This is a genomic window from Streptomyces sp. NBC_01537, assembly GCF_045040445.1.
Lineage (GTDB): Bacteria > Actinomycetota > Actinomycetes > Streptomycetales > Streptomycetaceae > Actinacidiphila.
Map to the genome: position 1 here is coordinate 1,256,611 of NZ_CP109392.1, position 26,508 is coordinate 1,283,118.

27 protein-coding genes and 1 pseudogene are annotated in these 26,508 nt (G+C 71.5%); 20 read left to right on the forward strand and 8 right to left on the reverse strand.

Going from position 1 to position 26,508, the window contains the following annotated elements:
- The first annotated feature begins 245 nt into the window (after nucleotides 1-245).
- The 7 genes from OG607_RS05855 to OG607_RS05885 all read left to right on the forward strand — a co-directional run bounded on the left by OG607_RS05855 (nucleotide 246) and on the right by OG607_RS05885 (nucleotide 6,342).
- Nucleotides 246-1,637: a sensor histidine kinase gene (locus OG607_RS05855; RefSeq protein ID WP_405719662.1), complete on the forward strand. Its 1,392-nt coding sequence runs from the start codon at nucleotides 246-248 to the stop codon at nucleotides 1,635-1,637.
- Nucleotides 1,634-2,068 carry a roadblock/LC7 domain-containing protein gene (locus OG607_RS05860; RefSeq protein WP_405719664.1) on the forward strand — a complete coding sequence of 145 codons (435 nt, stop codon included), beginning with the start codon at nucleotides 1,634-1,636 and terminating at the stop codon, nucleotides 2,066-2,068. Before OG607_RS05855 ends, OG607_RS05860 begins: the two co-directional genes overlap by 4 nt.
- Nucleotides 2,065-2,421 carry a DUF742 domain-containing protein gene (locus tag OG607_RS05865; RefSeq protein WP_405719666.1) on the forward strand — a complete coding sequence of 119 codons (357 nt, stop codon included), beginning with the start codon at nucleotides 2,065-2,067 and terminating at the stop codon, nucleotides 2,419-2,421. Before OG607_RS05860 ends, OG607_RS05865 begins: the two co-directional genes overlap by 4 nt.
- Nucleotides 2,422-2,437: 16 nt before the next feature.
- On the forward strand, nucleotides 2,438-3,016 hold the full coding sequence (locus OG607_RS05870) for a GTP-binding protein (RefSeq protein ID WP_405736584.1): 579 nt from the start codon (nucleotides 2,438-2,440) through the stop codon (nucleotides 3,014-3,016).
- Nucleotides 3,013-4,308 carry a cytochrome P450 gene (locus OG607_RS05875; protein ID WP_405719668.1) on the forward strand — a complete coding sequence of 432 codons (1,296 nt, stop codon included), beginning with the start codon at nucleotides 3,013-3,015 and terminating at the stop codon, nucleotides 4,306-4,308. Before OG607_RS05870 ends, OG607_RS05875 begins: the two co-directional genes overlap by 4 nt.
- Nucleotides 4,233-5,453: a cytochrome P450 gene (locus OG607_RS05880; protein ID WP_405719670.1), complete on the forward strand. Its 1,221-nt coding sequence runs from the start codon at nucleotides 4,233-4,235 to the stop codon at nucleotides 5,451-5,453. Before OG607_RS05875 ends, OG607_RS05880 begins: the two co-directional genes overlap by 76 nt.
- A 94-nt stretch (nucleotides 5,454-5,547) precedes the next feature.
- A complete protein-coding gene (locus OG607_RS05885) occupies nucleotides 5,548-6,342 on the forward strand; it encodes a GNAT family N-acetyltransferase (RefSeq protein WP_405719672.1) in 795 nt (264 codons plus the stop codon).
- 218 nt (nucleotides 6,343-6,560) lie between these two features.
- On the opposite strand, the gene OG607_RS05890 is transcribed toward OG607_RS05885, so the two are convergent.
- Together OG607_RS05890 and OG607_RS05895 are read right to left on the reverse strand one after the other, a co-directional pair.
- A complete protein-coding gene (locus OG607_RS05890) occupies nucleotides 6,561-6,941 on the reverse strand; it encodes a hypothetical protein (RefSeq protein WP_405719674.1) in 381 nt (126 codons plus the stop codon).
- Nucleotides 6,938-7,417: an ATP-binding protein gene (locus tag OG607_RS05895; protein WP_405719676.1), complete on the reverse strand. Its 480-nt coding sequence runs from the start codon at nucleotides 7,415-7,417 to the stop codon at nucleotides 6,938-6,940. The genes OG607_RS05890 and OG607_RS05895 overlap by 4 nt, the downstream gene beginning before the upstream one ends.
- A 133-nt stretch (nucleotides 7,418-7,550) precedes the next feature.
- Between OG607_RS05895 and OG607_RS05900 the strand changes: the two genes are divergently transcribed.
- Genes OG607_RS05900 through OG607_RS05915 form a run of 4 tightly spaced genes read left to right on the forward strand, consistent with a single transcriptional unit; the run spans nucleotide 7,551 to nucleotide 9,964 of the window.
- Nucleotides 7,551-8,414, forward strand: coding sequence for a helix-turn-helix domain-containing protein (locus OG607_RS05900; RefSeq protein WP_405719678.1), 864 nt, complete (start codon nucleotides 7,551-7,553; stop codon nucleotides 8,412-8,414).
- Nucleotides 8,415-8,699 (forward strand): DUF397 domain-containing protein, encoded by a 285-nt coding sequence (locus OG607_RS05905; protein WP_405719680.1) that lies wholly within the window; start codon nucleotides 8,415-8,417, stop codon nucleotides 8,697-8,699.
- Entirely contained in the window at nucleotides 8,696-9,475 is a 780-nt protein-coding gene (locus tag OG607_RS05910; RefSeq protein WP_405719682.1) for an SAM-dependent methyltransferase, read from the forward strand. The genes OG607_RS05905 and OG607_RS05910 overlap by 4 nt, the downstream gene beginning before the upstream one ends.
- Before the next feature lie 24 nt (nucleotides 9,476-9,499).
- The gene (locus OG607_RS05915; protein WP_405719684.1) at nucleotides 9,500-9,964 is read left to right on the forward strand and encodes a DUF1003 domain-containing protein; all 465 of its coding nucleotides are present in this window, start codon (nucleotides 9,500-9,502) and stop codon (nucleotides 9,962-9,964) included.
- A gap of 16 nt (nucleotides 9,965-9,980) precedes the next feature.
- On the opposite strand, the gene OG607_RS05920 is transcribed toward OG607_RS05915, so the two are convergent.
- Complete coding sequence (locus OG607_RS05920; protein WP_405719686.1) at nucleotides 9,981-10,328, reverse strand: DUF779 domain-containing protein; 348 nt, start codon at nucleotides 10,326-10,328, stop codon at nucleotides 9,981-9,983.
- A complete protein-coding gene (locus OG607_RS05925; RefSeq protein ID WP_405719688.1) occupies nucleotides 10,329-11,606 on the reverse strand; it encodes an MFS transporter in 1,278 nt (425 codons plus the stop codon). It abuts the gene before it with no gap.
- A 99-nt stretch (nucleotides 11,607-11,705) separates the two neighbouring features.
- Between OG607_RS05925 and OG607_RS05930 the strand changes: the two genes are divergently transcribed.
- The 3 genes from OG607_RS05930 to OG607_RS05940 all read left to right on the forward strand — a co-directional run bounded on the left by OG607_RS05930 (nucleotide 11,706) and on the right by OG607_RS05940 (nucleotide 14,810).
- Nucleotides 11,706-12,791: a DUF5937 family protein gene (locus OG607_RS05930; RefSeq protein ID WP_405719690.1), complete on the forward strand. Its 1,086-nt coding sequence runs from the start codon at nucleotides 11,706-11,708 to the stop codon at nucleotides 12,789-12,791.
- 94 nt (nucleotides 12,792-12,885) lie between these two features.
- Nucleotides 12,886-14,205, forward strand: a complete 1,320-nt coding sequence (locus tag OG607_RS05935) for an acyltransferase (protein WP_405719692.1) — start codon at nucleotides 12,886-12,888, stop codon at nucleotides 14,203-14,205.
- A gap of 107 nt (nucleotides 14,206-14,312) precedes the next feature.
- A complete protein-coding gene (locus OG607_RS05940) occupies nucleotides 14,313-14,810 on the forward strand; it encodes a heme-degrading domain-containing protein (protein WP_405719694.1) in 498 nt (165 codons plus the stop codon).
- Nucleotides 14,811-14,891: 81 nt separating this feature from the next.
- On the opposite strand, the gene OG607_RS05945 is transcribed toward OG607_RS05940, so the two are convergent.
- Nucleotides 14,892-15,737 (reverse strand): SDR family oxidoreductase, encoded by an 846-nt coding sequence (locus tag OG607_RS05945; protein WP_405719696.1) that lies wholly within the window; start codon nucleotides 15,735-15,737, stop codon nucleotides 14,892-14,894.
- Between the two features lie 49 nt (nucleotides 15,738-15,786).
- On the reverse strand, nucleotides 15,787-16,551 hold the full coding sequence (locus OG607_RS05950) for an SDR family NAD(P)-dependent oxidoreductase (RefSeq protein ID WP_405719698.1): 765 nt from the start codon (nucleotides 16,549-16,551) through the stop codon (nucleotides 15,787-15,789).
- A gap of 217 nt (nucleotides 16,552-16,768) precedes the next feature.
- Here OG607_RS05950 and OG607_RS05955 point away from each other — a divergent pair, with 217 nt between their 5' ends.
- From OG607_RS05955 to OG607_RS05975, 5 genes are all read left to right on the forward strand, one after another.
- Entirely contained in the window at nucleotides 16,769-17,641 is an 873-nt protein-coding gene (locus OG607_RS05955; RefSeq protein WP_405719700.1) for a helix-turn-helix transcriptional regulator, read from the forward strand.
- A gap of 22 nt (nucleotides 17,642-17,663) precedes the next feature.
- Nucleotides 17,664-18,644: an NADPH:quinone reductase gene (locus OG607_RS05960; protein WP_405719702.1), complete on the forward strand. Its 981-nt coding sequence runs from the start codon at nucleotides 17,664-17,666 to the stop codon at nucleotides 18,642-18,644.
- 109 nt (nucleotides 18,645-18,753) lie between these two features.
- The gene (locus tag OG607_RS05965; RefSeq protein WP_405719704.1) at nucleotides 18,754-19,575 is read left to right on the forward strand and encodes a LuxR C-terminal-related transcriptional regulator; all 822 of its coding nucleotides are present in this window, start codon (nucleotides 18,754-18,756) and stop codon (nucleotides 19,573-19,575) included.
- A gap of 114 nt (nucleotides 19,576-19,689) precedes the next feature.
- Entirely contained in the window at nucleotides 19,690-21,336 is a 1,647-nt protein-coding gene (locus OG607_RS05970; protein WP_405719706.1) for an AMP-binding protein, read from the forward strand.
- A 104-nt stretch (nucleotides 21,337-21,440) separates the two neighbouring features.
- On the forward strand, nucleotides 21,441-21,566 hold the full coding sequence (locus OG607_RS05975; RefSeq protein WP_405719708.1) for a hypothetical protein: 126 nt from the start codon (nucleotides 21,441-21,443) through the stop codon (nucleotides 21,564-21,566).
- A 62-nt stretch (nucleotides 21,567-21,628) separates the two neighbouring features.
- Here the strand turns inward: OG607_RS05975 and OG607_RS05980 are convergent, their stop codons facing one another.
- A complete protein-coding gene (locus OG607_RS05980; RefSeq protein WP_405719710.1) occupies nucleotides 21,629-22,123 on the reverse strand; it encodes an SUKH-4 family immunity protein in 495 nt (164 codons plus the stop codon).
- A gap of 143 nt (nucleotides 22,124-22,266) precedes the next feature.
- Here OG607_RS05980 and OG607_RS05985 point away from each other — a divergent pair.
- Nucleotides 22,267-22,488, forward strand: a pseudogene (locus OG607_RS05985) (hypothetical protein); the annotation flags it as partial.
- Between the two features lie 33 nt (nucleotides 22,489-22,521).
- Here OG607_RS05985 and OG607_RS05990 read toward each other — a convergent pair.
- Nucleotides 22,522-26,472, reverse strand: a complete 3,951-nt coding sequence (locus tag OG607_RS05990) for a translation initiation factor IF-2 N-terminal domain-containing protein (RefSeq protein WP_405719712.1) — start codon at nucleotides 26,470-26,472, stop codon at nucleotides 22,522-22,524.
- Nucleotides 26,473-26,508 lie beyond the last annotated feature (36 nt).

Consider the following 26,508-nt stretch of genomic DNA (forward strand, 5'->3'; position numbering starts at 1 on the left):
AGGAAGCCGTGGTTCGGTGGAGCGGACTGCGCCCTCCGGTCACTCCGGAAGAACCCTTCCGTAACGGACGGTTGCGGAATCCGGTGAACGCGAGGAGCCGAGATGTGATCAACTCGTTCGGATCCTGTTCGTAAAGCGTCCCTTTTTTCTGGCCGTTCGGAGATCTTTCGTACAGGATCGGACGCTAAAGTTCCGTCTTGTTTCGTGCACGGGGCACCGCCCGACACCCGCTGAACGAGGAACCGATGACACAGATACCGGAGGCCCTGACCTGGTGCCTCGCGGCCGGCACCACGGCAGGGGCGGTCATGGCGCCCATCCTGGTGCGCTCCCGGCGCCAGGTGAGCGCCCTGCGCCAGGACGCGGAGCAGGCGCGGGCCGAACTGGACTCGGCGGACCGGGAGAAGGAGCAGTTCGCCGCGCACGCGCAGGCCGTGGCCGACGAGACGCGGCATCTGGTCGCCAGCCGCCTGCCTGCCATGGCGGAGCATCTCGCGCACCGCCATCTGCCGGTCCCGGGACCGCTGCACAGCGGGTTCGACGAGTCCGGGATCGGGCAGGACCACAGCGCCGCCCTGGACCTGCTCGCGAAGGCCGTGGAGGCGGAGCGGCAGCGGGTCGACGAGGCGGCGCAGGCCACCATGCGCGGCGCGACCACCGTCATGCAGGCGATGAGCTACCAACTGCAGTCGCAGATCGTCGAGATGCAGGAGCGGTACGACGACCCGCGGCTGGCCGAGGACCTGCTCACCCTGGACCAGCTCAACGAGCAGAACCTGCGCCGTATCCAGGCCACCGGCGTGCTGTGCGGGGCCTGGCCGGGCCTCAGCCGGGCGGACTCCCACCTCGGCGACATCGTCGTGGGCGCGCAGTCCCGGGTGCGCGGATTCCACCGGATCCAGGTCACCAGCCAGCTGGCCGACGCGGTCGGCGTGGTCTCGCGGGCGGTGGAGCCGATCGCCATCACCGTCACCGAACTGCTGGCCAACGCCGTGCACCACTCGCACGGCACGCTCGCGGTGGATGTGAGCCTGCATCAGACCACCTCGGGCGCCTGCATCGTCATCGACGACGCCGGGGTCGGCATGCACGCCGACGAGGTCGAGTACGCGACCGCCATGATGTCCGGCCGGCTGCCGGTCCGGCTCACCGAGCTGGGCGACCCGCCGCGCTCCGGGTTCGCCGCCATCGGCCGGCTCACCCGGCAGTACGGCTTCGCGGTCTCCGTCGACAAGCCGGCTCCTTACGGCGGCGTACGGGCCGTGGTGTTCATCCCCGGCAATCTCCTCACCGTCATGGACGAGGAGGAGCAGCCGATGTCGGTGAGCGCCCCGCTGCCGCCCCGCGCCGCGGCCCCGACCGCGCCCGCCGCGCCCGTGGCGGCCGTCGTCGCGCCCGGGCACGACGAGCTGCCGCGCCGCCGCAGGCGCAGCCCCGTCTCCGCCACCGCCGCCCCGGCCGCGCCGGAGCCGGAGCCGGAGTCCGCCGAGCACGCCCGTACGCCGGAGGAGACCGGCGCCACCTGGGCCTCGTTCCAGGCGGGCACCGCCTCGGGACGGGCCGTCGTGGAGGACGCCGTACAGGCCGTACAGGACGTCCCGCAGACCGAGCAGACCCGCGAAGGGGACCGCGCATGACCACCGCCAAACGAAGCTCCGTCCAGCAGGACATGTCCTGGGTCCTGGAACCGCTGCTCGTGCTGCCGGGGGTGGTCCACGGGCTGGTGCTGTCCACCGACGGGATGGTGCAGGGCGCGTCGCCGGGCCTGACCCGGGAGGCGGGCGAGGGGGCGTCGGCGATGATGTCGGCGCTGCAGGGGGCCGCGCGGACGATGGGCGCGGCGCTGTCCGGGGACATCGACACCCAGGTCCGGCAGGTCGTGGTGGAGACGAGCAACGGCTTCGTCTTCGCGGTCCCGGCCGGGCAGAACACCGTGCTGGCGGTCTTCGCGGCGACCGGGGTGGACATGGGTGTGGTCACCCACCACATGCAGATCCAGGTCAACACCCTGGGCCGGAAAGTCATGAGCACCGCCCCCCGCGACCACGGCTCCGCCCAGGCGTCATGACGGCGGGCCGAGGCGGAAGGCGACTCGTACCGTCCTATCTGGCCACCGGCGGGCGGGCCCGGCCCAGCCGCAACACCCTCGACCAGCTCTCCGTGATCAACGCGGCGAGCGGTGTCGTCCCGGAGGGCCTGGACCCGCCGCAGCTCCGGCTGCTCGAACTCCTGGCGGGCGGCGCGCTGTCCCTCGCCGAGGCGGCCGCCTATCTGCGGCTGCCCGTCAGTGTCACCAAGGTGCTGGTGTCCGACCTCGTCGACGCCGGGCACCTGATCGCCCGTGCTCCCATCCCGGCGGCCCAGAAGCACGACCGGCAGATCCTAGAGAGGCTTCTCAGTGGACTACGCGCCATTCGATAAGCCGGCAGACAGCGACATCTACCTGACCGGAAGCCCGGACCAGCTCCTGGTGAAGATCCTGGTCACGGGCCCCTTCGGCGTCGGCAAGACCACCCTCATCCGCTCGCTGTCCGAGATCCGCCCGCTGCACACCGAGGAGGTGATGACCGAGGCCGGCGCCCTGGTCGACGATCTCGCGGGAGTGCGCGACAAGACCACCACGACCGTCGCCATCGACTTCGGCCGCCGCACCCTGCCGGGCGACATCGTGCTCTATCTGTACGGGACCCCCGGCCAGCGCCGCTTCCTGCCGCTGTGGGAGGACATCGCCCGGGGCGCCCTGGGCGCGCTGGTGCTGGCCGACACCCGGCGCCTGGCCGAGTCCTTCGGCGCCATCGACCTGATCGAGGAGGCCGGGCTGAGCTACGCGGTGGCCGTCAACGCCTTCCCCGACGCGCCCGCGTACACCCCCGAAGTGCTGCGCGACCACCTGGATCTCGCCCCGGAGACCCCGCTGGTGGTCTGCGACGTGCGCGACCCCGGCTCGGCCGTGGACGCCCTCATCACCCTCGCCTCCCATCTCATCGCCGAATCCTCCCTGGAAGCCACGCTGTGACCCCTGCCGCTCCCCCCTACGGCACCGTGCCGCTGTACGGACCGGACTTCGCCGCCGACCCGCACGCGGTCTACGCGCGGCTGCGCCAGTACGGACCGGTCGCCCCGGTGGAGATCTCCCCCGGTGTGCCCGCCCACCTGGTCACCGACTACCGCGCCGCGCTGGACCTGCTGCGCGACCCGGGCACCTGGTCCAAGGACCCGCGCGTGTGGCAGGAGACGCTGCCGCCGGACTGCCCGGTGCTGCCGATGATGCAGTGGCGGCCCAACGCGCTGTTCAACGACGGGGACGCGCACACCCGCTACCGGCGGGTCATCTCCGACAGCTTCGGCCGCATCGAGCCGCACCTGCTGCGCGAGCGGGTCATCGGCGTCGCCGACTCCCTCATCCGGCGGTTCGCCCAGCGCGGCGACGTGGACCTGGTCACCGAGTACACCCGGCCGCTGCCCCTGCTGCTGTTCAACGCCCTGTTCGGGCTGCCCGACGCCTACGGCGCCCGGCTGGTCTCCGCGCTGTCCAAGATGATGGAGGCCCGCAGCCCCGAGGAGGCCACGGAGGGCGGCGGCGAGTTCTACGGCTACGTGTCCGAGCTGGTCGCCCTCAAGCTGGAGCAGCGCGGCGACGACCTCACCTCGTGGTTCCTGGACCACCCGGAGGGCCAGTCCCCGGAGGAGGTCCTCCAGCAGGTCTTCCTCACCCTCGGCGCGGGCAACGAGCCGACGGCCAACCTGATCTCCAACGCCCTGTCCCGGATGCTCTCCGACCAGCGCTACTACCACACCCTCACCGGCGGCGCCCTCACCGCGCGTGACGCCATCGAGGACGTGCTGCGCAGCGAGCCTCCGCTGGCCAACTACTCGGCGCACTTCCCGCGCCACGACGTCCGTTTCCACGGCACCTGGATCAAGGCGAACGAGCTGGTCATGGTCTCGTACTCGGCGGCCAACACCGGCCCCGACGGCCTGCCGCCCGGTCCCCGCACCGACGGCGGCGCGCACCTGGCCTGGGCGGCCGGACCGCACGCCTGCCCGGTGAAGAACCCGGCGCTGCTGATCGCGGTCACCGCCGTGGAGCGGCTGACCAGCTTCCTGTCCGACCTCGAACTCACCGTCCCCCGCGAAGAGCTCGTGTGGCGCCCCGGACCCTTCCACCGCGCCCTCACCGGCCTTCCGGCCCGTTTCAGCCCGATCACGCCCGACCAGGCAGGAGCCACACCTTGGAACAGCAGCCCGTCCTCCTCGACCCCGCAGGCGCCGACCTCGCCGGAGAGGCCGCTCTCCTCCGCGAGATAGGCCCCGCCGCACTCGTGGAGCTGCCCGGCGGCATCCGTGCCTGGTCGGTCACCGGCAACGCGGTGCTCAAGGAGCTGCTGACCGACGACCGGGTCTCCAAGGACCCGCGTCAGCACTGGCCGGCCTGGATCAACGGCGAGTACCAGCAGACCTGGGTCGCCAACTGGATCGGCGTCACCAACATGCTCAGCGCGTACGGCGAGGACCACCGCCGCCTGCGCAAGCTGGTCGCGCCCGCCTTCACCAAGCGGCGCACCGACGCCCTGGGCCCGCGCATCGAGGAGATCGCCACCGAGCTGCTGGACCGCCTCGAGCGGGGCGGCCCCGAGGGCGAACTGCGCGGCGGGTACGCGCACCCGCTGCCCATGCAGGTGATCTGCGAGCTGTTCGGGCTGCCCGAGCACCAGCAGGCCGACACCGCGCGCCTCATCGAGGCCATCATGGACACCACGGCCACCCCCGAGCAGGCCATGGCAACCTACATGGAGGTCCACGGTCTGCTCGCCGCGCTCGTCGCCGCCAAGCGCGAGACGCCCGGCGACGATCTGACGAGTGTGCTGATCGCCGCCCGCGACGACGAGGACGGCAGCGGCCTCAGCGAGGCCGAACTGATCGACACCCTGCTGCTGGTCATCGGCGCCGGGCACGAGACCACGGTCAACCTGATCGGCAACGCCGTGCACGCCCTGCTCACCCACCCCGACCAGCTCGCCGACGTGCTCGCCGGGAAGATCTCCTGGAACGACGTCATCGAGGAGACGCTGCGCTGGGCGCCGTCCATCGCCAACCTCCCGCTGCGTTTCGCCGTGGACGACATCGAGCTGCCCGGCGGCGTCACCATCGCCAAGGGCGACGCGATCCTGGCCTCCTTCTTCGCGGCCAGCCGCGACCCCGAGCTGCACGGCCCGACGGCCGAGGAGTTCGACGCCCGCCGGGGCGACTTCGAGCACCTGGCCTTCGGCTTCGGCGTCCACTACTGCATCGGCTCGCCCCTGGCCCGCCTGGAGGCGTCCATCGCCCTCCCGGCCCTCTTCGCCCGCTTCCCCGAGCTGACGCTCGCCGTCCCCGCGGATGAGCTGCGGCCCACCGAGGGCTTCATCGGCCACGGCGTACGGGCCCTGCCGGTGCGCCTCACCGCCGGATAGCCGGGAACGCCGGGCGGGGCGGGCGGACTCCCGCCCTGCCCCGCCCGGCGAAAACCCGTTGGCGCCCTCGCCCATCCGGTGCTGGAGTGGCCGGATGGACCTGGATCATGAAGACCTCACCGCCCTGCTCGCCCTGTACGACCGCCGGATGCGCCTCGGCGCCCCGGCGGATCCCGGGACGCGGGTCGAACGGTCCGGCCCGGTCGTGCGCCAGACCGGCGGCGCGGACGACTGGAACGGCGTCCTCTGGTCGGACCTGGCCGAGGACACCGCCGACGCGGCGATCGCCGAGCAGGTACGGCACTTCGGCTCGCTCGGCGACGAGTTCGAGTGGAAGCTGTACGCCCACGACCGCCCGGCCGACCTCGCCGCGCGCCTGCGGGCGGCCGGTTTCGTACCGGAGCCGGCGGAGGCCCTGATGGTCGCCCGGGTGGAGGATCTGGCCACCGACTCCGACGCCCTGCTCCCGGAGGGCGTACGCCTGGTCCCGGTGACCGACCCAGCCGGGGTCGATCTCGTGGCCCAGGTGCACGAGCAGGCCTTCGGCACCAGCGCCGCCCGCCTGCGGTCCCGGATGCTGTCCCACCTCGCCGAGGACCCCGGGACGCTGTCCCTCGTCCTCGCCATGGCCGGCGACCTCCCGGTCTGCGCGGCCCGCATGGAGTTCCATCCCGGAACCGAATTCGCGAGCCTCTGGGGCGGCGGCACCCTCCCCGCCTGGCGCGGCCGTGGCATCTACCGCGCCCTCGTCGCCCACCGCGCCCGGCTCGCCGCCGAGCGCGGCTACGGCTACCTCCAGGTCGACGCCGCCGACACCAGCCGCCCGATCCTGCTGCGGCTCGGCTTCGCCCAGCTGAGCACGACGACGCCATACGTGTACGGGGGTTAGGCCGTGTCTGACAAATCCCGTCTGCCCCACGACGCCGCAGTGACAGCAGCCGATGGCGCGGCGGGCGCGCGCTCGCCGCGCTGTCGGAGTCGCCCGAGCAGCCCACTACGAGGGCGATCCTCCGCCTTGCGATCGCACGCACCAGACGCCGCGGGGCCCGCCCTTCGGGCGGCCGGCGCCATTTGTCAGACACGGCCCAGGCCAGGTCAGACCAGCCCCTAGGGGTCCACCGGCGGCACTCCCGCGACATGACACAGCGTCACGTACAGCGGGATCGGCGGCGTGTACAGCCCGGGCTCGTTGGGGCGGTGGATCAGCCGGGCCCGGCCGGGTATGTGGGCGCCGACCGAATAGCGGGCGACCCAGGGCCAGTCCATGCCGGTGTCGGAGCCGGAGGGGACGATCCACCACAGTCGGGCGCTGTCGGCGAACACGCAGCCGATCCGGGGCAGGCGGTCCATGACGATCTTCCCGTATCCGGTGGGCATGCCCACCGCGTCACAGCCGAGGGTGGCCGGCAGATCGGCCGGGATGGCCAGCCGCGCCCCCACGCGGGGCCGGCGCAGCCGGCCGATCTGCACAGCCGGAGGAGTGGTCAAAGCCCCGCGCCGTACGGCAGTTCCGCCCACACGACCCGTCCGGATCCCGACGCGGTCGCATGAGTGCCCCAGGAAGCGCTCAGTGTCTGGACGATGAGCAGCCCGCAGCCGCTCTCGTTCCACTCCGATTCGGGGTTGGGGTTGGGGTTGGGGTTGGCCCGAGGGCTGTTCGGGCCAACCCCTTGGTCGTGAACCGCGACGTGGAGCCGCAGTCCGTGATCGCCGAGTTCGCACAGGATCGTGTCGCCACCCGCCTGGATGACGGCCTGGGCGGCGAGTTCGGAGATCACCTGCACTGCCGAGTGGCGCGTTTCCTCGTCGATGTTCCAGCGGGTGAGTCTCGCTCGTGTCCGGCTCCGGGCATGCGCGACCGATTCGGCGCGCGCAGGCAGCGCGAAGGTGTACTGGCGGCCGCCGATGGAGCTGTCACGGCCGGGCGGCGGCCAGGAAGTCATCGCGCTACCGGGTGCGGTCACGGCGCTACTATGCGCGCCCACGCGAGCACTTGGCAAGGGCCACTCTGAAATCTGCAGAGTGAGCCCGGCGTCCGCCTCCGCCGTGTCAGACTGCTGCCCAGGAGCTTGCGGGGAGGCACCGGGGGAGGCATACGTGAGTGAACCGCGGCCGGCCCCGACGGTGGGTCAGGTCGTCCTCGGCAGACGCCTTCAGGACCTGCGCGAAAAGGCGGGGCTCAGGCGCGAGGAAGCCGCCGGGATACTCCGCGTGGCCCCCGCGACGATCCGCCGGATGGAGACGGCCGAGGTCTCGCTGAAGATCCCGTACGTGCACATGCTGCTGAAGTCCTACGGAATCCCCGAGGCCGAGGCCGACGCCTTCCTCATGCTCACCGAGGAGGCCAACCGGCCCGGCTGGTGGCAGCGGTTCCACGACATTCTGCCGGACTGGTTCAGCGTCCACGTCAGCCTGGAGGGCTCGGCGAGCCTCATCCGCAGTTACGAACCGCACTTCGTCCCCGGCCTGCTCCAGACCGAGGACTACGCCCGGGCCATCCTGCGCACCGGCTCCCTGGGACGGGCCAGGCCGGACGAGATCGAGCGGCACATCGCCCTGCGCATGGAGCGCCAGGCCCTGCTGACCCGCGCCGAAGGCGCCCCGCACCTGTGGGTCGTGCTCGACGAAACCGTCCTGCGCAGGCCGGTCGGCTCCCAGGCCGTCATGCGCGCGCAGGCCGGCCGGCTGCTCGCGGCCGCCGAGATGCCGAACGTCACCGTGCAGATCGCCGAGTTCTCCGCCGGCCACCACCCCGGCACGTACGGGCCGTTCGTCCTGTTCCGTTTCGCCGTTCCCGAACTGCCGGACATGGTCTACGTCGAGTACCTGACCGGCGCTGTCTATCTCGACGAACGGAGCGAGGTCGCCTCGCACCTGGAGGTCATGGACCACATGGTGACGCAGGCGGCGACCGCACACCGCACAAAGGAGATCCTGCGGGATTTCCGCAAGGAGCTCTGAATGGATCGGACGGTCCGGATACACAACGGCATGCGCGCCGCCGACCTCGGCGCCGAGGGCTGGCACAAGCCGTGGAGCGGGGGCAACGGCGGCAACTGCATCGAGGCCATGCGCCTCGGTGACGGCCGCATCGCCCTGCGCCAGTCCACCGACCCCGAGGGGCCCGCACTGATCTGCACCTACAGCGAGTTCAAGGCCTTCATCGAGGGAGCCAAGGCCGGCGAGGCCGACTTCCTTCTTCCCTTACGACGTCAGCCGACCGACAACCGACGGAGCCCCGCATGACCACGATCGACACCAGCAAGCCGCACTCGGCGCGAGTCTACGACTGGTGGCTGGGCGGCAAGGACAACTACCCGGTCGACGAGGAGCTGGGCAAGCGCATCCTCTCCCTCGACCCCAATGTGAAGACCTCCGCCCAGGCCAACCGGAGCTTCATGCACCGGGCGACCCGGCTGCTCGCCCAGGACGGCGTCCGCCAGTTCCTCGACATCGGCACGGGCATCCCCACCGAGCCCAACCTCCACCAGATCGCCCAGTCGGTGGCCCCCGAGGCGCGCGTGGTCTACGCCGACAACGACCCGATCGTGCTACGGCACGCCGAGGCCCTGCTGCGCAGCACCCCGGAGGGCTCCACGGACTACCTGGAGGCCGACGTCCGCGAGCCGGAGCAGATCCTCGGGCAGGCGCAAGCGATCCTCGACTTCTCCGAGCCCATCGCGCTGTCGCTGGTCGCCCTCACCCACTTCATCTCCGAGGAGGACGACGGCGTCTACGACCTCGTCCGCGGCTACGTGGCCGCCCTCCCGCCCGGCAGCTTCCTCGTCCTGTCCCAGCTCACCCCCGACGTCGACGCCGAGAAGATGACCCAGGCGGTCGAGCACTTCCGCCACGGCGGCACCGGCCTGTTCCCCCGCCCCCTCGCCGACTTCGCCCGCTTCTTCGACGGCCTCGCCCTCCTCGACCCCGGCGTCGCCCTGGTCTCCGACTGGCGCCCCGACCCCGCCGAGCCGCCCGTCGGCCCCGCCCCCCTGTACGCGGGGGTGGCCCGAAAGCTCTGACGCCGGCCGGGCAGGATGTGCCGCATGACTTCCGAATCCCACGCTGTCCGCCTCCGTCACGAGCAGGACGTCTACGCACGGCTGCGCAGCACCCAGGACCGGATCGCGGACGCGATCACCTCCTTCGCGGGCAGAATGGTCTTCGTCTACGTCCACGCCGTGTGGTTCGGCGTCTGGATCGCGCTGAACGAGGGCCTGCTGGGCAAGGCGGGGGTCTTCGACCCGTATCCGTACGGGCTGCTCACGATGATCGTGAGCCTGGAGGCGATCTTCCTGTCGACCTTCGTCATGATCAGCCAGAACCGGCAGGCGGCCCGCGAGAACGTGCGCGCCGACCTGGACTTCGAGACGAATGTGCGCTCCGAGGTGTGGGCGGTCCACATAGGGAAGGCCCTGGGCCTGAACCCCGAGGAGATCGAGGCCCATGTCCAGGCCGTCGTCGCCCAGAGCCGCGCCGGGGAAACGCCGGTGGACCCACGGGGGCTCTAGGGGTGTCCCGCGGCCGTCACAGCAGCCGGGAGCGGATGATGAAGCGGACGCCCTCCGGCGCCTCCAGGGAGAAGCCGCCGCCGCGCCCGGGCACGACGTCGACGGTGAGGTGGGTGTGCCGCCAGCGCTCGAACTGGTCGGCCGACATCCAGAAGCCGATCGGTTCGGCCACGCCCTCGACGTCGAGCGAGCCGAGCAGCACATCGGAGTCACCGGTGACGAACTCGCCGTCCGTGAAGCACATCGGCGAGCTGCCGTCGCAGCAGCCGCCGGACTGGTGGAACATCAGCGGCCCGTGGGCCCCGCGCAGCTGACGGAGCAGTTGCGCGGCGGCCGGGGTGAGGTCGACCCGGTTCACATCCATCTACGGCTCCTGTCGTGAGCGGCGTCGGGTGACGGGACCACCGTGCACCGCATGGGGTTGCAAGCAGGTTGCACGGCCCTCAGGAGCCCGGCGGCCCCGGACCGTCGTGGCGGCCAGCAGGGTCACGGCGGCCAGGGGCACCCACAAGGCGGCGGGGCCGTGGGCGGCGAGGGTGGTCATCAGGGCCGGGGAGACCGCGAGTCCGAGGCCGGTGGAGAGCTGGAAGCGGGCCAGGGCCCGGCCCAGCAGGTGCGGTGGGGCGGTGGCGACGACGAGCGCGGTGGCGCTGCCCGCGTACATGATCTCGCCGAGGGTGCACAGTACGGACACCAGGGTGATCGCGGGGACGGCCAGGCCGCCGCCCAGCGGGGTGGCCAGGAGGAAGCCGAGGTAGGAGAGGGCGAGGACGCCGCCGGCGGCGGTCAGCGCGGAGCGGCGGGAGAAGCGGGACATCCTGACGGTCACGGTGACCTGCAGGGTGACCACGAGCACCGTGTTGATGACGAGGATCCCCGCCGACCAGACCGGGGAGGCGTGCAGCTGTGTCACCAGGACCAGGGGCAGGGCGACTTCGGGGACGTTGAGGCAGAAGGCGTAGACGACGTTGGCCACCAGTACGCCGCCCATGCGCGGGGCGGGTTCGTCCGGCCGGCCGGCGACCGGGGCGGTGGCGGGGGCGGCGGAGACGTGGACCGACCAGGCCAGCGCCGCCGCGGCCGTGTAGCCGACGGCGGTGACGGCGGCCAGCACTTTGAGGGCCGGGGTGCCGCCGGCCAGGCAGCCCATGGCGATCAGCGCGCCGACGCCCAGGCCCGCGTTGCGGACGGACCGCGCGGCGGCCAGGGCGGCGTCCCGCATGCGGCCTTGGGAGACGGTCGCCACCAGCGCGGCGTGCGCGGCGGGCCAGGCCTGGTTGCCGATGCCGAGGAAGAGCGCGGCGGCCGCGAACATCCCCGCGTTTCCGGTCGGGGCGGTCAGCAGCAGCGCCACGCCGAGGACCCGCACCAGCATGGCCGCGGCCACGGCGTCGCTGCGTGCGCCCCGGTCCAGCCAGCGGCCCATGGCGGGTGTGCAGGCCAGGCCGGTGACGATGCCCGCCGTCATGGCGATGCCGGTGGTCGCGGCGGACAGCGCGAGCACCTTGATCCCGTAGAGCAGCAGGAACGGACGCAGCAGGCCGGTGCCGAGCGCGTCCACGGCCAGGGCGACGGCGTAGCGGGGGCCTCCGGACGCCCGGACGAGTTCGCGGGATGCGGCGCGGTGCACGGTGGTCGTCATGCCGTCACCGTGCGCGGCGGGGCATCGGCTCGTCACGTCGGTTGACGGTTCCCGTCAACCGGGGCGGGTCAGGCCCCGACGACCAGCGATGATGGACGGGTGACCCTGCGCATCGACATCACCTCAGTGCCGCCGGAACGGCTGCGCTTCGCCGCCTCGCCGCTGGCCGAGCTGACCGCGATGCTGCACGTACTGGCTTCTCCGGAGCATCACCCGCAGCTGGCGGCGTGGGCCGCGGGCGTCCGGGCCGCGCTGCGGCCGGAGCTGGCGGAGCGGCTGCAGGAGGCCGAGTTCCTGTGGCGGTCCTCGCGCGCCGACTTCCTGCTGCCGGCCGCCCCCCGGGCGACGCTCGCCGCGGAACTCGACGACGTGGACGGCCTGGACGACGACGCCTATGTGACCTCCGCGCTGGTCACGACCTGCGGCAGCAACCGGCTGCTCTTCGCCGGGCCGTCCCCGCTCGCCGACGACGCGGCCCGCGAGCGCGCCCTGGACCGCGCCCAGGCCAGGGGCGCGCTCCAGGAGGCGTTCGCCGAACGTCTCCTGGCGGACCCGGCCGCCGTCCGGGCGCGGGTGCGCGAGACGCTCCAGCAGTGCGGCGAGGCGTTCTTCGACGCCGCCTGGCCGGGCATCGCGGCGCAACTGGCGGCGGACATCCGGCTCAAGGCCGACCTCAGGGCCCGGCACGGGTTCGGCGAGGTTCTGACGTCGGTCTCGGCGGCCGTCACCCTGGACCGCGAGGGCGAACGCATCCTCGTGGACAAGCTGCAGGACAGCGCCACCACCGCGCGCGGCTGCGGCGTCACCTTCATCCCCAGCGTCTTCGGCCACCCGCATCTCGTCACGGCGCACTCCCCCGGCCGCCCCCCGACGCTGCAGTACCCGGTCGCGGCGCGCAGCACGCCCGAGCCGGTGCCGCTGGAGACCGTACGGCTCAGGCTGGAGGCGCTGGCCCACCCGGTCCGGCTGCGGCTGGTGCGCACCCTGGCCCGAGGCCCGCACACCACCGGCGAGCTGGCGTGCGCCTGGGAGCTGACCCCGCCCGAGGTCTCCCGCCACCTGGCGGTACTGCGCCGGGCCGGACTGCTCACCGCACGGCGCCAAGGGCGCTACGTCCACTACGCGCTCGACCTCACCGCCGCCACGGCGCTCGGCGCGGACCTGGTGTCGGCGGTGCTGCGCTGACACCAGGTCACGCCGGTGTCGTACCGGACACGGATCGGTTGCGGCAAGGGTTTCCCACCGCGGCCGCACCGTCTCTGCCGTCAGCATGGGACGCATGAACAGAGACCGCTACGTCGACTTCCTCCGCGCGTGGGCGATCGTTCTCGTGGTGCTCGGCCACTGGCTGATCACCGGCCTGGTCCGGGGCCCCGACGGTGAGATCACCGCGCCGGAACTGCTGGCGACCATCCCCTGGACCCAGTGGCTGACCCTGGGCTTCCAGATCATGCCGCTGTTCTTCCTGGCCGGCGGCCACGCGGCGGGCGGTTCCTGGTCGCGCGCGCGGGCGGCGGGCGGTACGGCGGCCGGATGGGTGGGACAGCGGGCGGTACGGCTGCTGCTCCCGACAGCCGTCTACAGCGGGCTGATGCTGCTCGCCGTGGCGGTCTGCTCGGCGGCCGGCGTCGACCCGGCCACCCTCGCGCTGGTGGGCTGGGCCATGGCGATGCAGTTCTGGTTCCTGCCGGTGTACCTGATCCTCAGCGCCCTCACACCGCCGCTGCACGCGGCACACCGGCGCTGGGGGCTTCGCGTCCCCGTGGCCATGTGCGCGGCCGCCCTGGTGACCGACCTGCTCGTGGTGGCCGTACACGCGCCGTACGTCGGCCTGCTCAATTACGTCCTCGTATGGGCCGTGCCCTACCAGTTGGGCTTCTGCTGGCGGGACGGGCTGCTGACCGCGGGCAGCCGGTGGCTGCCCGCGGGCATGGCGCTGGGCGGCGGGCTCTCCTTCTGGGCCCTGGTCGGCCCCGGCCCGTTCCCGGTCAGCCTGATCCTGGTGACCGGACAGACGCCCAGCAACACCAATCCCCCGTCGGCGGCGATGCTGGCGTGGGCGGTGGCACAGGTGGGCCTGTGCCTCCTGGTCGCGCCGGCAGCACGACGGTTCCTGGACCGCGAGCGGGTGTGGCGCGCCGTGCGCCCCGTGGGCGGCGCCAGCATGACGCTCTACCTGTGGCACATGCTGCCCGTCCTCATCGTCGCCGCCGCCTTGTACCTCCCCGGGCTCGCGCCCGAGCCCGCTTTCGGGTCGGCGGCGTGGTGGTGGCTGCGCGTGCCTTGGCTGCTGGTACTGGGCGTCGTCCTGGCCGGTGCCGTGGCCGGGCTGCGTCCTCTGGAAGGTCTGTTGGCGGCACTGTACGAGCGGAACCGTCCGCAGGCCGATCCGCGGCGTCCCCTGCTGCTCTGGATCGGCCTGGCCGCGAGCGTCGGGGCGCTGACCCGATTCGCGACGCAGGGGTTCGCGTACGGCGGGCGGTTCCCGGTGCTCCCTGCGGCGGGGCTGGCGGTGGGCGCGGGGCTGGTGATGCTCGCTCAACGGATGGGCGTGCGTTACGCGGAGAAGCCCGGGGAGGCCTTGGAGGAGGCCGCGTGACGCGTGGTGGTCCACGGAGGAGGCCGGCCAGCCCTCCCGGCGGGACGGATACTGCAGGAACGGGTACACCAGGTGATCGCGGATCCGGTCGACAGGAAGGGCAGGACATGACACGGACCGAAGGTCCGGACCTCACCACGAGGCTCCAGGAGGAGGACCTGCGGCTGCGGCTGCGGGGCTTCGACAACGACGACGCCTGGCGGCTGGGGTCGCTCCTGGTCGAACTCGCCCGGACTCAGGGCAGCGCGGTCACGATCGACATTCGCCGGGGCGGCCAGCAGCTGTTCCACAGCGCCCTGCCGGGCACCACGCCGGAGAACGACGCCTGGATCGAGCGGAAGAGCCGGGTGGTGGAGCGTTACGGCTGCAGTTCGTACCTGGTCGGCCAGCGGTTCCGGGACCGCGGCACGACGTTCGAGGACGCCTCACGCCTGGACCCGAGCCGCTACGCGGCGCACGGCGGGGCGGTGCCGCTGCATGTCATCGGGGTCGGCGTGGTCGGCACGGTGGCCGTCTCGGGACTGCCCCAGCAGGAGGACCACGCCCTCGTGGTGAAGGCGCTGGAGATGTTCATCGACGAGCAGGCGGCCGGGGGCGAGGGGTAACCGCCGAACACCGGCCCCGGAGAGAGGACGGCCGGACAGGGACCACCACGCCCGTACGGCCGTCCGCCCATGACTCCTTCCTCAGGCGTTGGCGTCGTCGTGTGCGAGGTTGCCGCCGAGTTCGCGGGACGCTTCGGCCTGGGCGAGGAGTTCCCTGGCCTTGGCCTCGACGCCTTCGATGGCGTCGGCACCGGCGACGAAGCGCAGCGGCGGCTTGTCCTGGCCGGCGATGGTCAGCAGGGCGTGGGCGAGCTTGGCGGGGTCGCCGGTCTGCCGGCCGTTCATGCTCTTCCAGGCGGCGATGGTGGCGGTGGTGCGCTCGGCGTAGTCCTCGATGGTCGGCTCGGGCCAGGTGGTGGAGGCGTCGACGAGCAGTTCGGTGCGGAAGAAGCCGGGCTCGACGACGGTGGTGCGGATGCCGTAGGGCGCGATGTCGTGGTGCAGGGACTCCATCCAGCCCTCGACGGCGAACTTGGAGGCGGCGTAGGCGACGCAGAATTCCTGGCCGATGATGCCGGCGGAGGAGGAGAGGGTGATGATGTGGCCGTCGCGCTGCTTGCGCAGGATGGGCAGGATGGCGCGGGTGATGTTCATGGGGCCGAAGAGGTTGGTCTCGATCTGCTGGCGCATCTGCGCGGGCGGGATCTCCTCGAAGTAGCCGGCGAAGAAATTGCCGGCGTTGTTGATCAGGACGTCGATGCGGCCGAAGCGCTCGACGGCGGCCCGCACGGCTTCCTGGGCGTCGTCCGGGCTGGTGATGTCGAGCTTGGTGACGAGCAGGTTGTCCTGCGGTCCGCCGAGGGTCTTCTCGACCTCCTCGGGGCGACGGCCGGTGGCGACGACCTGGTGGCCGGCGGCGAGGGCCTCGCGGGCGATGTCGGTGCCCAGACCGCGGCCGGCGCCGGTGACGAAGATGACCTTGCTCATGAGGGATTCCTTTTCAGTGGTGGTGTGGTGGTGATGTGCTGCGCCGCGGTCAGGCCTGGTCGGTGGGCATGATCCACAGCTCGCCGACGGAGGCGTGACGCGGGCGGGTGACCATGTAGGCGACGCCGTCGGCGATGTCCTCGGGAGCGAGGACCTCGGTGGCCTCGTAGAAGGGGTCGATCATCGCGTCGCGGACCTCGGGCCTGTTGTGCGAACCCAGCTCGGTGTCCACGCCGCCCGGCTCCAGGACGCCGACGCGCACGTGCCGCCGGGTGACTTCCTGGCGCAGGGACTCGGTGAAGCCGTTCACGCCGAACTTGGTGAGGTTGTAGACGCCGTAGCCGTTCCAGGCGACCCGGCCGGCGATCGAGCTGATGTTGACGATGTCGGCGACCCGGCGCGGTCCCTGCTCGGCGGCGTGCAGCAGGTGCGGCAGGGCGGCGTGGGTGGTGTGGAGCAGTCCCTGGACGTTGACGGCGATCATGCGGTCCCAGTCCTCGGCGTCCGCGCCGACGACGGGACCCAGGAGCATCAGGCCCGCGTTGTTGACCAGGGTGTCCAGCCGTCCGAAGTGCTCGACGGTCCGCTGTACGGCGGCCTCGGCCCGGGCGCGGTCGGTGATGTCGGCCTCCACCGCCAGCGCGGTGCCGCCCGCTTTCCCGATCTCGGCGGCGAGGTCTTCCAGACGGTCCCCGCGGCGCGCCACGAGCGCGACCGAGGCACCCTGCCCGGCGAGCTCGCGGGCGGTGGCCGCGCCGATACCGCTGCTCGCGCCGGTGACGAGAGCGACGGTGCCGGTCAGTTTCGATGCCATGGGAGTTGTCCTCTTCTCCGGCCGTACGGCGCAGGCGATGGCGGTGGGGTGGGGGTGGGGGCGTCACATCCGGTGAATCACGTGCAGTGGGCCCGCTACCCAGGCAACCACCCGTCGGCCGCCCCCAGGCGCCCGTACGGGGTACTGCTCCTACGGGGGTCCGGCAGTACCCCTTTCACGGGCTGAGAGGGGTGGGGGTCCGCCGTACGGTGGACGCATGGACCGCAGCGCCGAGATCCGTGAGTTCCTGCGCACCCGCCGGGCCCGGGTCACTCCCGAGCAGGCCGGTATCGCCCCGCATCCGGGCGCCCGACGGGTGCCGGGGCTGCGCCGCGAGGAAGTCGCCCAGCTCGCCGGGGTCAGCGTCGACTACTACGTACGCCTGGAGCGCGGCCGCACGCAGGGCGTCTCCCGGGCCGTTCTGGAGGCCGTCGCCCGCGCCCTGCAACTGGACGAGACCGAACGCGCCCACCTCTTCGACCTCGCCCAACCCACCACCACCCGGGCCCGCCGCAAGCGTCCGCTCAGCCCGCAGCGGGTCCGCCCCGCGCTGTACCGGGCCCTGGACGCGCTCGGCGTACCCGCGATCGTGCAGGGCCGGCGCATGGACGTCCTGGCCGCCAACCGGCTCGGCCACGCCCTCGTCACCGACTTCGCAGCCCGCCCCCACCGCGAGCGCAACGCCGCCCGCTTCGTCTTCCTCGACGAAGCCGCCCGCGCGCTGTACACCGACTGGGAACGGGTCGCCGGCGACTGCGTCGCCACCCTGCGCCTGTACGCCGGACGCCACCCCGACGACCCGCAGCTCACCGAACTGATCGGCGAGCTGTCCCTGCACAGCGAGACGTTCCGCCGCCTGTGGGCCGACCATGACGTCGTCGCCCACACCGCCGGCGCCAAACGCTTCCACCACCCCGTCGTCGGCGATCTCGCCCTCGACTACGTGGTCCTGGCCGTCGAAGGCGACCCCGAACAGACCCTCGTCATCTATACCCCCGAACCCGGCTCACCCTCCGCCGAAGCCCTCACCATCCTCGCCAGCTGGACCAGCACACCCACGACCAGGCCGCTCGACGAACCCGCGAGCTGACCGCCACCGGAGGTACCCGCCCATGCTTGCCGCCTGGTACGACGCACAAGGCCCCGCGACCGACGTCCTGCAGGTGGGCGAACTGCCCGACCCCCGGCCCGGCCCCGGCGAGGTCCGCGTCCGCGTCACCGTCTCGGGCGTCAACCCCGGCGACACCAAGAAGCGGCGCGGCTGGCTCGGCTCGTCGATGCCGTACCCACGGGTGATCCCGCACAGCGACGCCGCCGGAGTCGTCGACGCCGTGGGCGAGGGCGTCGACGAACGCCGCGCCGGACAGCGGGTCTGGGTGTACGGCGCCCAGTCCTACCGGCCCTTCGGCACCGCCGCCCAGTACACCGTCGTACCCGGCCACCAGGCCGTCCCCCTGCCCGACCACCTCAGCGACGAACTCGGCGCGAGCCTCGGCATCCCCGGGATCACCGCCCACCGCACCGTCTTGGCCGACGGCCCTGTCGACGGCAAGCTCGTGCTCGTCCACGGCGTCCTCGGCGGAGTCGGCTCCCTGGCCGCCGGACTCGCCCGCTGGGCCGGCGCCACCGTCCTCGCCACCGTCCGCCGCAGCGCGGACCTCGACCGCGTCGACCCTGCCGTCGTCTCCCACGCCGTCGCCCTGGACCAGGCGGACCCGGCGGCGGCGATCCGCGCGTACGCGCCCCGGGGCGTCGACCGGATCATCGAGGTGGCCCTGTCCGACAACGCCGACCTCGACAACGCCATCGCCGCCGGCAACGCGGTCATCGCCGCCTATGCCACCCGCGCCGACCGCACCGAAATCCCCTTCTGGCCCCTGCTGTTCAACAACGTCACCCTGCGGCTGCTCGGCAGCGACGACTTCCCGGCCGAGGCCAGGCGGCAGGCCACCCGCGACCTGACCTCCGCGGCCGCCGTCGGCGCGCTCACCGTCGATATCGGCGACCGCTACCCGCTCGAGGACATCGCCAAGGCCCACGACCGCGTCGATGCCGGAGGCCGCGGCCGCGTCCTGCTCACCGTCCCCAGGTAACCCGCCAACGCGCCAACACCGACCTGCGCTGAGGGTTCCTGGCGGTGGACGCTCATCCCGCGTCGTGCCACGGTGAGCGCGGACGAATCCCCGGATTGAGGTGTTGCCAATGGACGCGTCGGTTCATGACGGATGGGCGGACGTCATCGACAGCGCACTCGCGCAGCTGGTCGACGACGCGGGCCTGGACATCGCGTTCGGGGCCCGCGTGCAGCCCGACGGGCAACGGCTGGTGATCAGCCGACTGTACGGGGCACGCACGGCCGTGCTGCGGAATCTGGTCGTGCTGAAAGGCACAGGCCTGGGCGGCAAGGCGATGGCGCTGGGCCGGCCGGTCACGGTCACCGACTATGCGCGGGCCGACGGGATCAGCCATCAGTACGACCTCCCGGTGGCGCGCGAGGGCCTGCACGCGATGCTGGCCGTGCCACTGCTTACCGAGGGCCGGGTCAGCGGGGTGTGCTACGCCGCGCTGCGGCAGCGGCTGGACATCGGCGAGCGCGTGCAACGCCTCGCCGTGGCCGTCGCGCGCAGGGCCGAAGAACGCCTCACCGCCGACCTGCGAGCGCGGCAGAGGCGTCCCGCGCCTGCGGACACCCGGCTGCGGGACACCTACCGCGATCTGGGCTCGCTCCTGGCGCGCATCCACGACCCGGCCGTCCGCGCCGAACTGGAAGGGATCCGCCACAGGATGCTCGCCGATGCGGAGGGCGGCGCCCAGAGCCCCAGGCATGCCGCTGCCCTGTCCCAGCGCGAGCACGAAGCCCTGCGCTGCGCCGCGCTGGGGCTGGCCAACACGGAGATCGCCGAGCTGATGGGCCTGTCACCCGGCACGGTGAAGGCCTATCTGCGCAGCGTCATGCGCAAGCTCGGCAGCCGCAACCGCATGGAGGCCGTCAACACCGCCCGGACCATGGGCTACCGGCTCTGATCCGGCCGACTGATCCGGCCCGCTACCCCCGAATGGCAGTAGCGGCCCTGTCTCCCCATCGGTGACGCTGGCGGACATCGTCCGGGCAGGTCTCAATGGGGAGGCGTTCGCAGCATGGTTGCCGAAACGAGTTACGCGGCGGGTGAGTCGCGGACACCGCTTCTGACCGACACCATCGGGGAGAACCTCGCCGCTGCCGTGCGGCGTTTCCCGGACCGCGACGCCCTGGTGGACCGTACGGCCGGCCGCCGGTGGACCTACCGCGAGCTGGCCGCAGAGGTCGACGTCCTCGCGCTGGGCCTGCTGGCGAAGGGGATCCGCAAGGGCGACCGCGTGGGCATCTGGTCGCCGAACCGCGCGGAATGGGTGTTCACGCAGTACGCCACCGCCAGGATCGGCGCGATCCTGGTGACCATCAACCCGGCCTACCGCGTGCACGAGGTGGAGTACGTGCTCAACCAGGCCGGGGTCCGGCTGCTGGTCGCCGCCGCGACGCACAAGACCTCCGACTACGCCGCGATGATCGACGACGTACGGCCCCGCTGCCCGGAGCTGGAGCACGTGGCACTGCTCGCCGGCCCGGAGTGGGAGGCGCTGCTGCGAAGCGGCCGGGACGCCGACCCGGCCGTACTGGCGGACATCGCGGGCACCCTGCGTGCGCACGACCCCATCAACATCCAGTACACCTCGGGCACCACCGGCTTCCCCAAGGGCGCCACTCTCTCCCACCGCAACATCCTCAACAACGGCTACCTCGTGGGCGAGCTGTGCGGCTACACCGAAGCCGACCGGATCTGCATCCCGGTGCCCTTCTACCACTGCTTCGGCATGGTCATGGGCAATCTCGCGGCGACCAGCCACGGCGCCTGCATGGTCATCCCCGCGCCGTCCTTCGAGCCGAAGGCGACCCTGGAGGCCGTGCAGTCCGAGCGCTGCACCTCCCTGTACGGGGTGCCCACCATGTTCATCGCGGAACTGGCCGAAGCGGACTTCGACACCTACGACCTGTCCAGCCTGCGCACCGGCATCCTCGCGGGCTCGCCCTGCCCGGTCGAGGTGATGAAACAGGTCATCGAGCGCATGGGCATGACCGAGGTCGCCATCTGCTACGGCATGACCGAGACCTCACCGGTCTCCACCCAGACCCGCGCCGACGACCCCGTCGAGCGCCGGGTCTCCACCGTCGGCCGGGTCCACCCGCACGTCGAGGTCAAGGTCGTCGAGCCGGGCAGCGGACGGACCGTGCCGAGAGGCACACCCGGCGAGCTGTGCACGCGCGGCTACTCGGTGATGCTCGGCTACTGGGAGCAGCCCGACAGGACCGCCGAGGCGATCGACCCCGACGGCTGGATGCACACCGGTGATCTCGCGGTGATGGACGACGAGGGCTACGTCGGCATCACCGGCCGCATCAAGGACCTCGTCATCCGTGGCGGCGAGAACATCTACCCGCGCGAGATCGAGGAGTTCCTGTACACCCACCCGGACATCCTCGACGTCCAGGTCATCGGCGTGCCGGACGACCGGCTGGGCGAGGAGGTGATGGCCTGGATCCGAATGCGCGAAGGAGCCGTCCCGCTCACCGCCGAATCGCTGCGGGCGTACTGCACCGGAAAGCTCGCGCACTACAAGATCCCGCGCTATGTGCACATCACGGACGAGTTCCCGATGACCGTGACGGGCAAGATCCGCAAGGTCGCCATGCGCACCGCCGCCATCGATCTGCTCGGCCTCCAGCAGGGCGACGGCACGGCGACATAGCCCGCACCGCCGACGATCGCCGAGGCCGGGTCGCTGCCTTCGACCACGACCGTGGGGATTCCGGGCGCGGACGGTGCCCGGGAGGGCGTGCCTGGCGCGGCAAGGTGGCAGATGAGCCGCAGGCCCGGCAGCCTGTCCAGGAGGTCGGGTTCCAGATCGCGGGACGGCTCACCGGCGTGGTCGCCGCAGACGACCAGGACTTCCGGCCGTGGCAGGGGCCGGGCGCGTAGGGACGCCGTCCGGGCCATCACGTCCAGGGCCATGCGGAGTCCGTGCAGAGGTGGAGCGACCGTCAGGTCGGCCGCCGCGGTGAGCCGTCGCCACTGGTCGGGTGTGAACACCTCGGCCCGCTGGGCCTCGGTCCGCCGACCTCCTCGGCGGCCACCGCCCAAAAACTCTCGCCGTCGGCCGCAGCGGGATCGATCGCGCGGATCTGAGCCAGCAGGTACCTGCCGATGGCCTCCCACCGGTCGTCGTCGGTGTCCGGAGTGCGTACGGCTGCTGTGTAGCGGCGGGCGCATTCCACCAGCATGGCCGGGGAACTGTTGGGCACGGACTCCCCGTCCTCGTCGAGCAGCAGGACGGTGCCGCTGTCGCGGTCGACGACAATCACGGTGACGCCCGGATCATGGGCGATCACCGGCCGCCCGGCTCGCGGTCGGTACGGCGGGTGGGCCCACATGCCAGGGTAGGGAACGAGGAGTTCGCCGGCCGCGACAGGGGCCAGCATCCTCGCGATCTCGTGGTCCTCCGGAGGCGTCCTACTGCCCTGGCGGTCCGTCCGCATGCCCCGCGAACGCCGCGCGGATCGCCTCACGGCGGGTCCGTCCACCATGCCGGAGCGTTTCAGGCCCTGTTTGCCCCGGTCGACCGTAACTGATTGGCCTCGCGGTCCGTGACGACGTGCGCGAATACGACGACATCACCAAGGTCCAGCGCAAGCAGTAACGGGCCTGCCAGCGGCTGCGGAACCTCGCCTGCGTATGCCCGCCGGAGAAGGCCAAGTTGCTCGTCTGCCTCAAGGCCGACCCGAATAAGGTCGACCTCGTTCCCGGATTCTCCCGGGACGTGGGGGAGCTCGGCCACCACGGCACCGGCGACCTGGAGGTACAGCTGCCCACGCCATGTACGCCGGTCAGCCTGCTCTTGTGACCGGTGGACTCATCCAGCGTCAGGTTGCTGGTGTTAGGCAAGGCTGCGGGTGTGGAAGGAGAAGCGCGCCAGGTGGGGGCACCACGACTGGTAGATGGTGGTAGCTGTGATGATCGGCGAAGTGGCGCTGAGCTCTTCGATGAGGCCGGCCAGGTGGTGTTCGGCGGTGTGATCCTGCGGTGCGCCTTTCAGGACCGTGGAGATGTCATCTGCCGGGTCCGCTTTCAGGATCGCGTCGAAGACAGCGGTCGAGTGGCGGGGGCTGCCGACGAGCACGGCCAGCAGGAGCTGGACGACCTGGTGGGTTCCGGGGTTCCGTTCGGTGCCGACGAAGGCGGGCAACTCATTGCGGTCTACGCCGATGCGGACCAGCCGGTAAAGGTTGACGAGTTTCTTGGCGGCCCGCGGGGTCGGGGTCAAGCCCCCGAGGCGTGACATGAAGGCGATCTCAACGGCCTGCAGCGTCAGCTGTTCGGGCTGCAGGTCAGGGACCATTGGCTGGGCTCCCGCAGGCATCCCGCCGGGCAGCTGGAACACCTCGCGGAACGGGTCCGGTGTCATCCCGTGCCCGGCACCGGAGAACTCGACGGGCTCGGTGGAACCAGCGGAACCGGGTGCTCCCGCTGGCCGGCTCGGCTGGGGTGCCAGGCCATGCCCGGGCGCGGCAGAGGCGGCCGGCCGGCCGGCCGTGGGCGTGGGTTCCCCGAGCAGGGTGCTGAGGTAGCGGCCGGTCGTCTCGGGTGTGGCCGAGGGGACGGCGAACGGTATCTGGAAGATTTTGTCCAGGTAGTCCAGGGGGGTGGCGCTGTCCTGCGGGTCGACGGGGGCGTCCGTTGCTTCCGCGGCGAACAGTTCCCGGTAGTGATGTTGCAGGGAGTTCAGCAGCCAGCGTGCGTCGACCGCGACCACGACCACGAACAGCGGCAGGGCGAGCATGAGATGCACCGCTGCCAGCACCTCGACGACGCGTGCCGGCGAGCACCGGTCGAGGTCGTCGATGTACAGCACGATCCGTTCCAGCGGTGGCGGTGTGGCCGGGCGCGCGCTCTCCCACTGCGCGCGTACCTCACGCAGTGTGTCACTGAGCTGGAGCAGATCCCGGTGCACCTGTCCGAGCAGCCCCCGGTACTCCTGGTAGGCATTCGGCCCGCTGCGATCGGCCAGGAAGTCGGCCAGCCGCACTGCGGCGTCCACCTCGGCCAGTCGGGACTGGGCTGCGCTCACCTCATCGCGCAGCCTGCGCTGACGGCCTTCCAGGGACGTGCGGAGTCTGCTCGTGATGGTCTGCCCCTGCTGGTGCCAGCGCCGGACCACCAACCACACCGGCAGCACCGATGGCACCAGTACACCGGCGGCCCCGATCAACGCGGCCGCCCAGGCGGTCAGCCAGTGCCGGCTGGGATAGGCAACAGCGGCAGCCACGACCAAACCGATGATGACCCACTTGCCCCGCCAGGCGTCGCGCACAATCATGCGTCCAGCGAGGAACGGCATCCGCAACGCCTCGACCGGAGAGCCCAGAAACGCCACGAACCCGCCCGGTCGGGAGGCCTCGGTCTGGGCGAGTTGCGTCTTCAGGTGCCGCTGATCGTCTTGGAGCGAGGCCAAGCGCGTGATCAGCCGCTCGCGCTCTGCCCGGACCGTCGCCGGGTCGGAGGCCACTGCCTCCTGCCCGGGCGCCTCAGCCAGAGATTGGAACAGATGCTCGATCAGGCCGGCCCACAAGTGATCGTCGCTGTAGTGCCATGCGTTGAAGCGGATTTGCCGCACCTCGGAGGCGAACGCGCTGCGGCCGGGGTTGTTCGCTGACAGGTCAGCCAACTGCGCGACCTGGCGGCGCATCTGGTCCATGAAGCTGGACTTGCCTGCGCCCCATGCTCCCAGTAGCGCGATGGCCAGGGGTGGCCGGGTGTCCCTGGCAGCGGCGAGCCTGGCCAGCATCTCGACGTCGGCCGCGTTATTGAGGAGGTCGTCGGAGCTGGACGTGTCACTGTGCAGTCCCGGCAGGGGCCGCAGGAACCGCAGGGCCTCGTCGAACCCCGTGCCGGCCTGCTGCTGACCTGTTGCGGGATCCCATGTCCGAATGGTGCCGTCGTCACCGGTGCTGGCCAGAGTGGTGCCATCGGGACTGAACGCCATCGAGACCACCGGGCCGGTGTGGCCGGTGAGGGTGCGCAGCAGTTCCCCACCTGCCGCTGGATCCCACAACCGGATGCCGTCATTGCCGCCGGTTGCCAGGGTGGTGCCATCGGGACTGAACGCCACCGAGCGCACCTGGCCAGCGTGGGCGGTGAAGGTGCGCAGTAGTTCCTCACCTGTCGCCGGATCCCACAACCGCGCGCCGTCGTCGCCAACCGTGGCCACAGTGGCGCCATCAGGACTGAACGCCACCGAGCGCACCTGGCCGATGCGGCCGCGGCCGATGAGGGTGCGCAGTTCCTCACCCGTCGCCGGATCCCACAACCGCACGGCACCGAGGTCGCCGGTGGCCAGGGTGGTGCCATCGGGGCTGAACGCCACTGGGCTGGTGTGGCCGGGGAGGGTGCGCACTTCCTTGCCCGTCGCCGGGTCCCACAACCGCACGGTGCCGCCGTGACCACTGGTGGCCACCATGGTGCCATCGGGACTGAATGCCACCGAGCGCACCGGGCTGGTGTGACCGGTGAGGGTGCGCAGCTCCTCACCCGTCACCGGACCCCACAACCGCACGACACCATCGAAACCGCTGCTGGCCAGGGTGGTGCCATCGGGACTGAACGCCACCGAGAACACCGGGCCGCTACGGCCGATGAGGGTGCGCAGCTCCTCACCCGTCACCGGATCCCACAACCGCACGACACCATCGAAACCGCCGGTGGCCACCGTGGTGCCATCGGGATCAAACGCCACCGACACAGCCCAGCCGCTACGGCCTGTGAGGGTGTCCAGTTCCTCACCCGTCGCCGGATCCCACAACCGCGTGCCGTCGTCGCCACCCGTGGCCACAGTGGCGCCATCAGGACTGAACGCCACCGAGAACACCGGGCTGGTGTTGCCCGTGAGGGTGCGCAGCTCCTCACCCGTCACCGGATCCCACAACCGCACTACACCATCGAAACCGCTGCTGGCCAGGGTGGTGCCATCAGGACTGAACGCCACCGAGAACACCGGGCTGGTGTTGCCCGTGAGGGTGCGCAATTCCTCACCCGTCACCGGATCCCACAACCGCACGACACCGCCATGACCACCGGTGGCCACCGTGGCGCCATTGGGACCGAATGCCACCGAGACCACCGGACCGGTGTGACCGGTGAGGGTGCGCAGCTCCTCACCCGAAACCGGATCCCACAACCGCGTGCCGTCGTCGCCACCCGTGACCACAGTGGCGCCATCAGGACTGAACGCCACCGAGCGCACCGGACCGGTGTGACCGGTGAGGGTGCGCAGCTCCTCACCCGAAACCGGATCCCACAACCGCGTGCCGTCGTCGCCACCCGTGACCACAGTGGCGCCATCAGGACTGAACGCCACCGAGAACACCGAGCCGCTACGGCCGGTGAGGGTGCGCAGCTCCTCACCCGTCACCGGATCCCACAACCGCGTGCCGTCGTCGCCACCCGTGACCACAGTGGCGCCATCAGGACTGAACGCCACCGAGCGCACCGGACCGGTGTGACCGGTGAGGGTGCGCAGCTCCTCACCCGTCGCCGGATCCCACAACCGGGTGGCGCCATGACCGCCGGTGGCCACAGTGGTGCCATCGGGACTGAACGCCACCGAGAACAGCCGGTCCGCATGCCCGGCGAAGGGGTGGTGGATCAGTGATGCTGCACGGGCCGTTGCGGTGGGTCCGGACAGGGCGTCCACCAGTTTTCGCACCGCCGGGGCGTCGACGGAGGAAGAGGCCGTGCTTGCTGACAGACCGAGTTCCTGGAGCTTGGCCAGAATGACGCGGCTCTCGACTCCGTACTCTTTGGCGATCTCGTATACCCGAACCCTGGCCACTCTGTTCCTTCTGCGTCACGCCTGGTTGCGGTGGAG

Excerpts from the sequence above, each read along its gene's own strand:
- OG607_RS05960 (WP_405719702.1), top strand. The coding sequence starts at position 17,664 with ATGCTTGCCGCCTGGTACGACGCACAAGGCCCCGCGACCGACGTCCTG.
- OG607_RS05910 (WP_405719682.1), top strand. The coding sequence starts at position 8,696 with ATGACCACGATCGACACCAGCAAGCCGCACTCGGCGCGAGTCTACGAC.
- OG607_RS05920 (WP_405719686.1), bottom strand. The coding sequence starts at position 10,328 with ATGGATGTGAACCGGGTCGACCTCACCCCGGCCGCCGCGCAACTGCTC.
- OG607_RS05980 (WP_405719710.1), bottom strand. The coding sequence starts at position 22,123 with ATGCGGACGGACCGCCAGGGCAGTAGGACGCCTCCGGAGGACCACGAG.
- OG607_RS05905 (WP_405719680.1), top strand. The coding sequence starts at position 8,415 with ATGGATCGGACGGTCCGGATACACAACGGCATGCGCGCCGCCGACCTC.
- OG607_RS05865 (WP_405719666.1), top strand. The coding sequence starts at position 2,065 with ATGACGGCGGGCCGAGGCGGAAGGCGACTCGTACCGTCCTATCTGGCC.
- OG607_RS05855 (WP_405719662.1), top strand. The coding sequence starts at position 246 with ATGACACAGATACCGGAGGCCCTGACCTGGTGCCTCGCGGCCGGCACC.
- OG607_RS05945 (WP_405719696.1), bottom strand. The coding sequence starts at position 15,737 with ATGAGCAAGGTCATCTTCGTCACCGGCGCCGGCCGCGGTCTGGGCACC.
- OG607_RS05925 (WP_405719688.1), bottom strand. The coding sequence starts at position 11,606 with ATGACGACCACCGTGCACCGCGCCGCATCCCGCGAACTCGTCCGGGCG.
- OG607_RS05965 (WP_405719704.1), top strand. The coding sequence starts at position 18,754 with ATGGACGCGTCGGTTCATGACGGATGGGCGGACGTCATCGACAGCGCA.
- OG607_RS05860 (WP_405719664.1), top strand. The coding sequence starts at position 1,634 with ATGACCACCGCCAAACGAAGCTCCGTCCAGCAGGACATGTCCTGGGTC.
- OG607_RS05935 (WP_405719692.1), top strand. The coding sequence starts at position 12,886 with ATGAACAGAGACCGCTACGTCGACTTCCTCCGCGCGTGGGCGATCGTT.
- OG607_RS05955 (WP_405719700.1), top strand. The coding sequence starts at position 16,769 with ATGGACCGCAGCGCCGAGATCCGTGAGTTCCTGCGCACCCGCCGGGCC.
- OG607_RS05915 (WP_405719684.1), top strand. The coding sequence starts at position 9,500 with ATGACTTCCGAATCCCACGCTGTCCGCCTCCGTCACGAGCAGGACGTC.
- OG607_RS05940 (WP_405719694.1), top strand. The coding sequence starts at position 14,313 with ATGACACGGACCGAAGGTCCGGACCTCACCACGAGGCTCCAGGAGGAG.
- OG607_RS05970 (WP_405719706.1), top strand. The coding sequence starts at position 19,690 with ATGGTTGCCGAAACGAGTTACGCGGCGGGTGAGTCGCGGACACCGCTT.
- OG607_RS05885 (WP_405719672.1), top strand. The coding sequence starts at position 5,548 with ATGGACCTGGATCATGAAGACCTCACCGCCCTGCTCGCCCTGTACGAC.
- OG607_RS05950 (WP_405719698.1), bottom strand. The coding sequence starts at position 16,551 with ATGGCATCGAAACTGACCGGCACCGTCGCTCTCGTCACCGGCGCGAGC.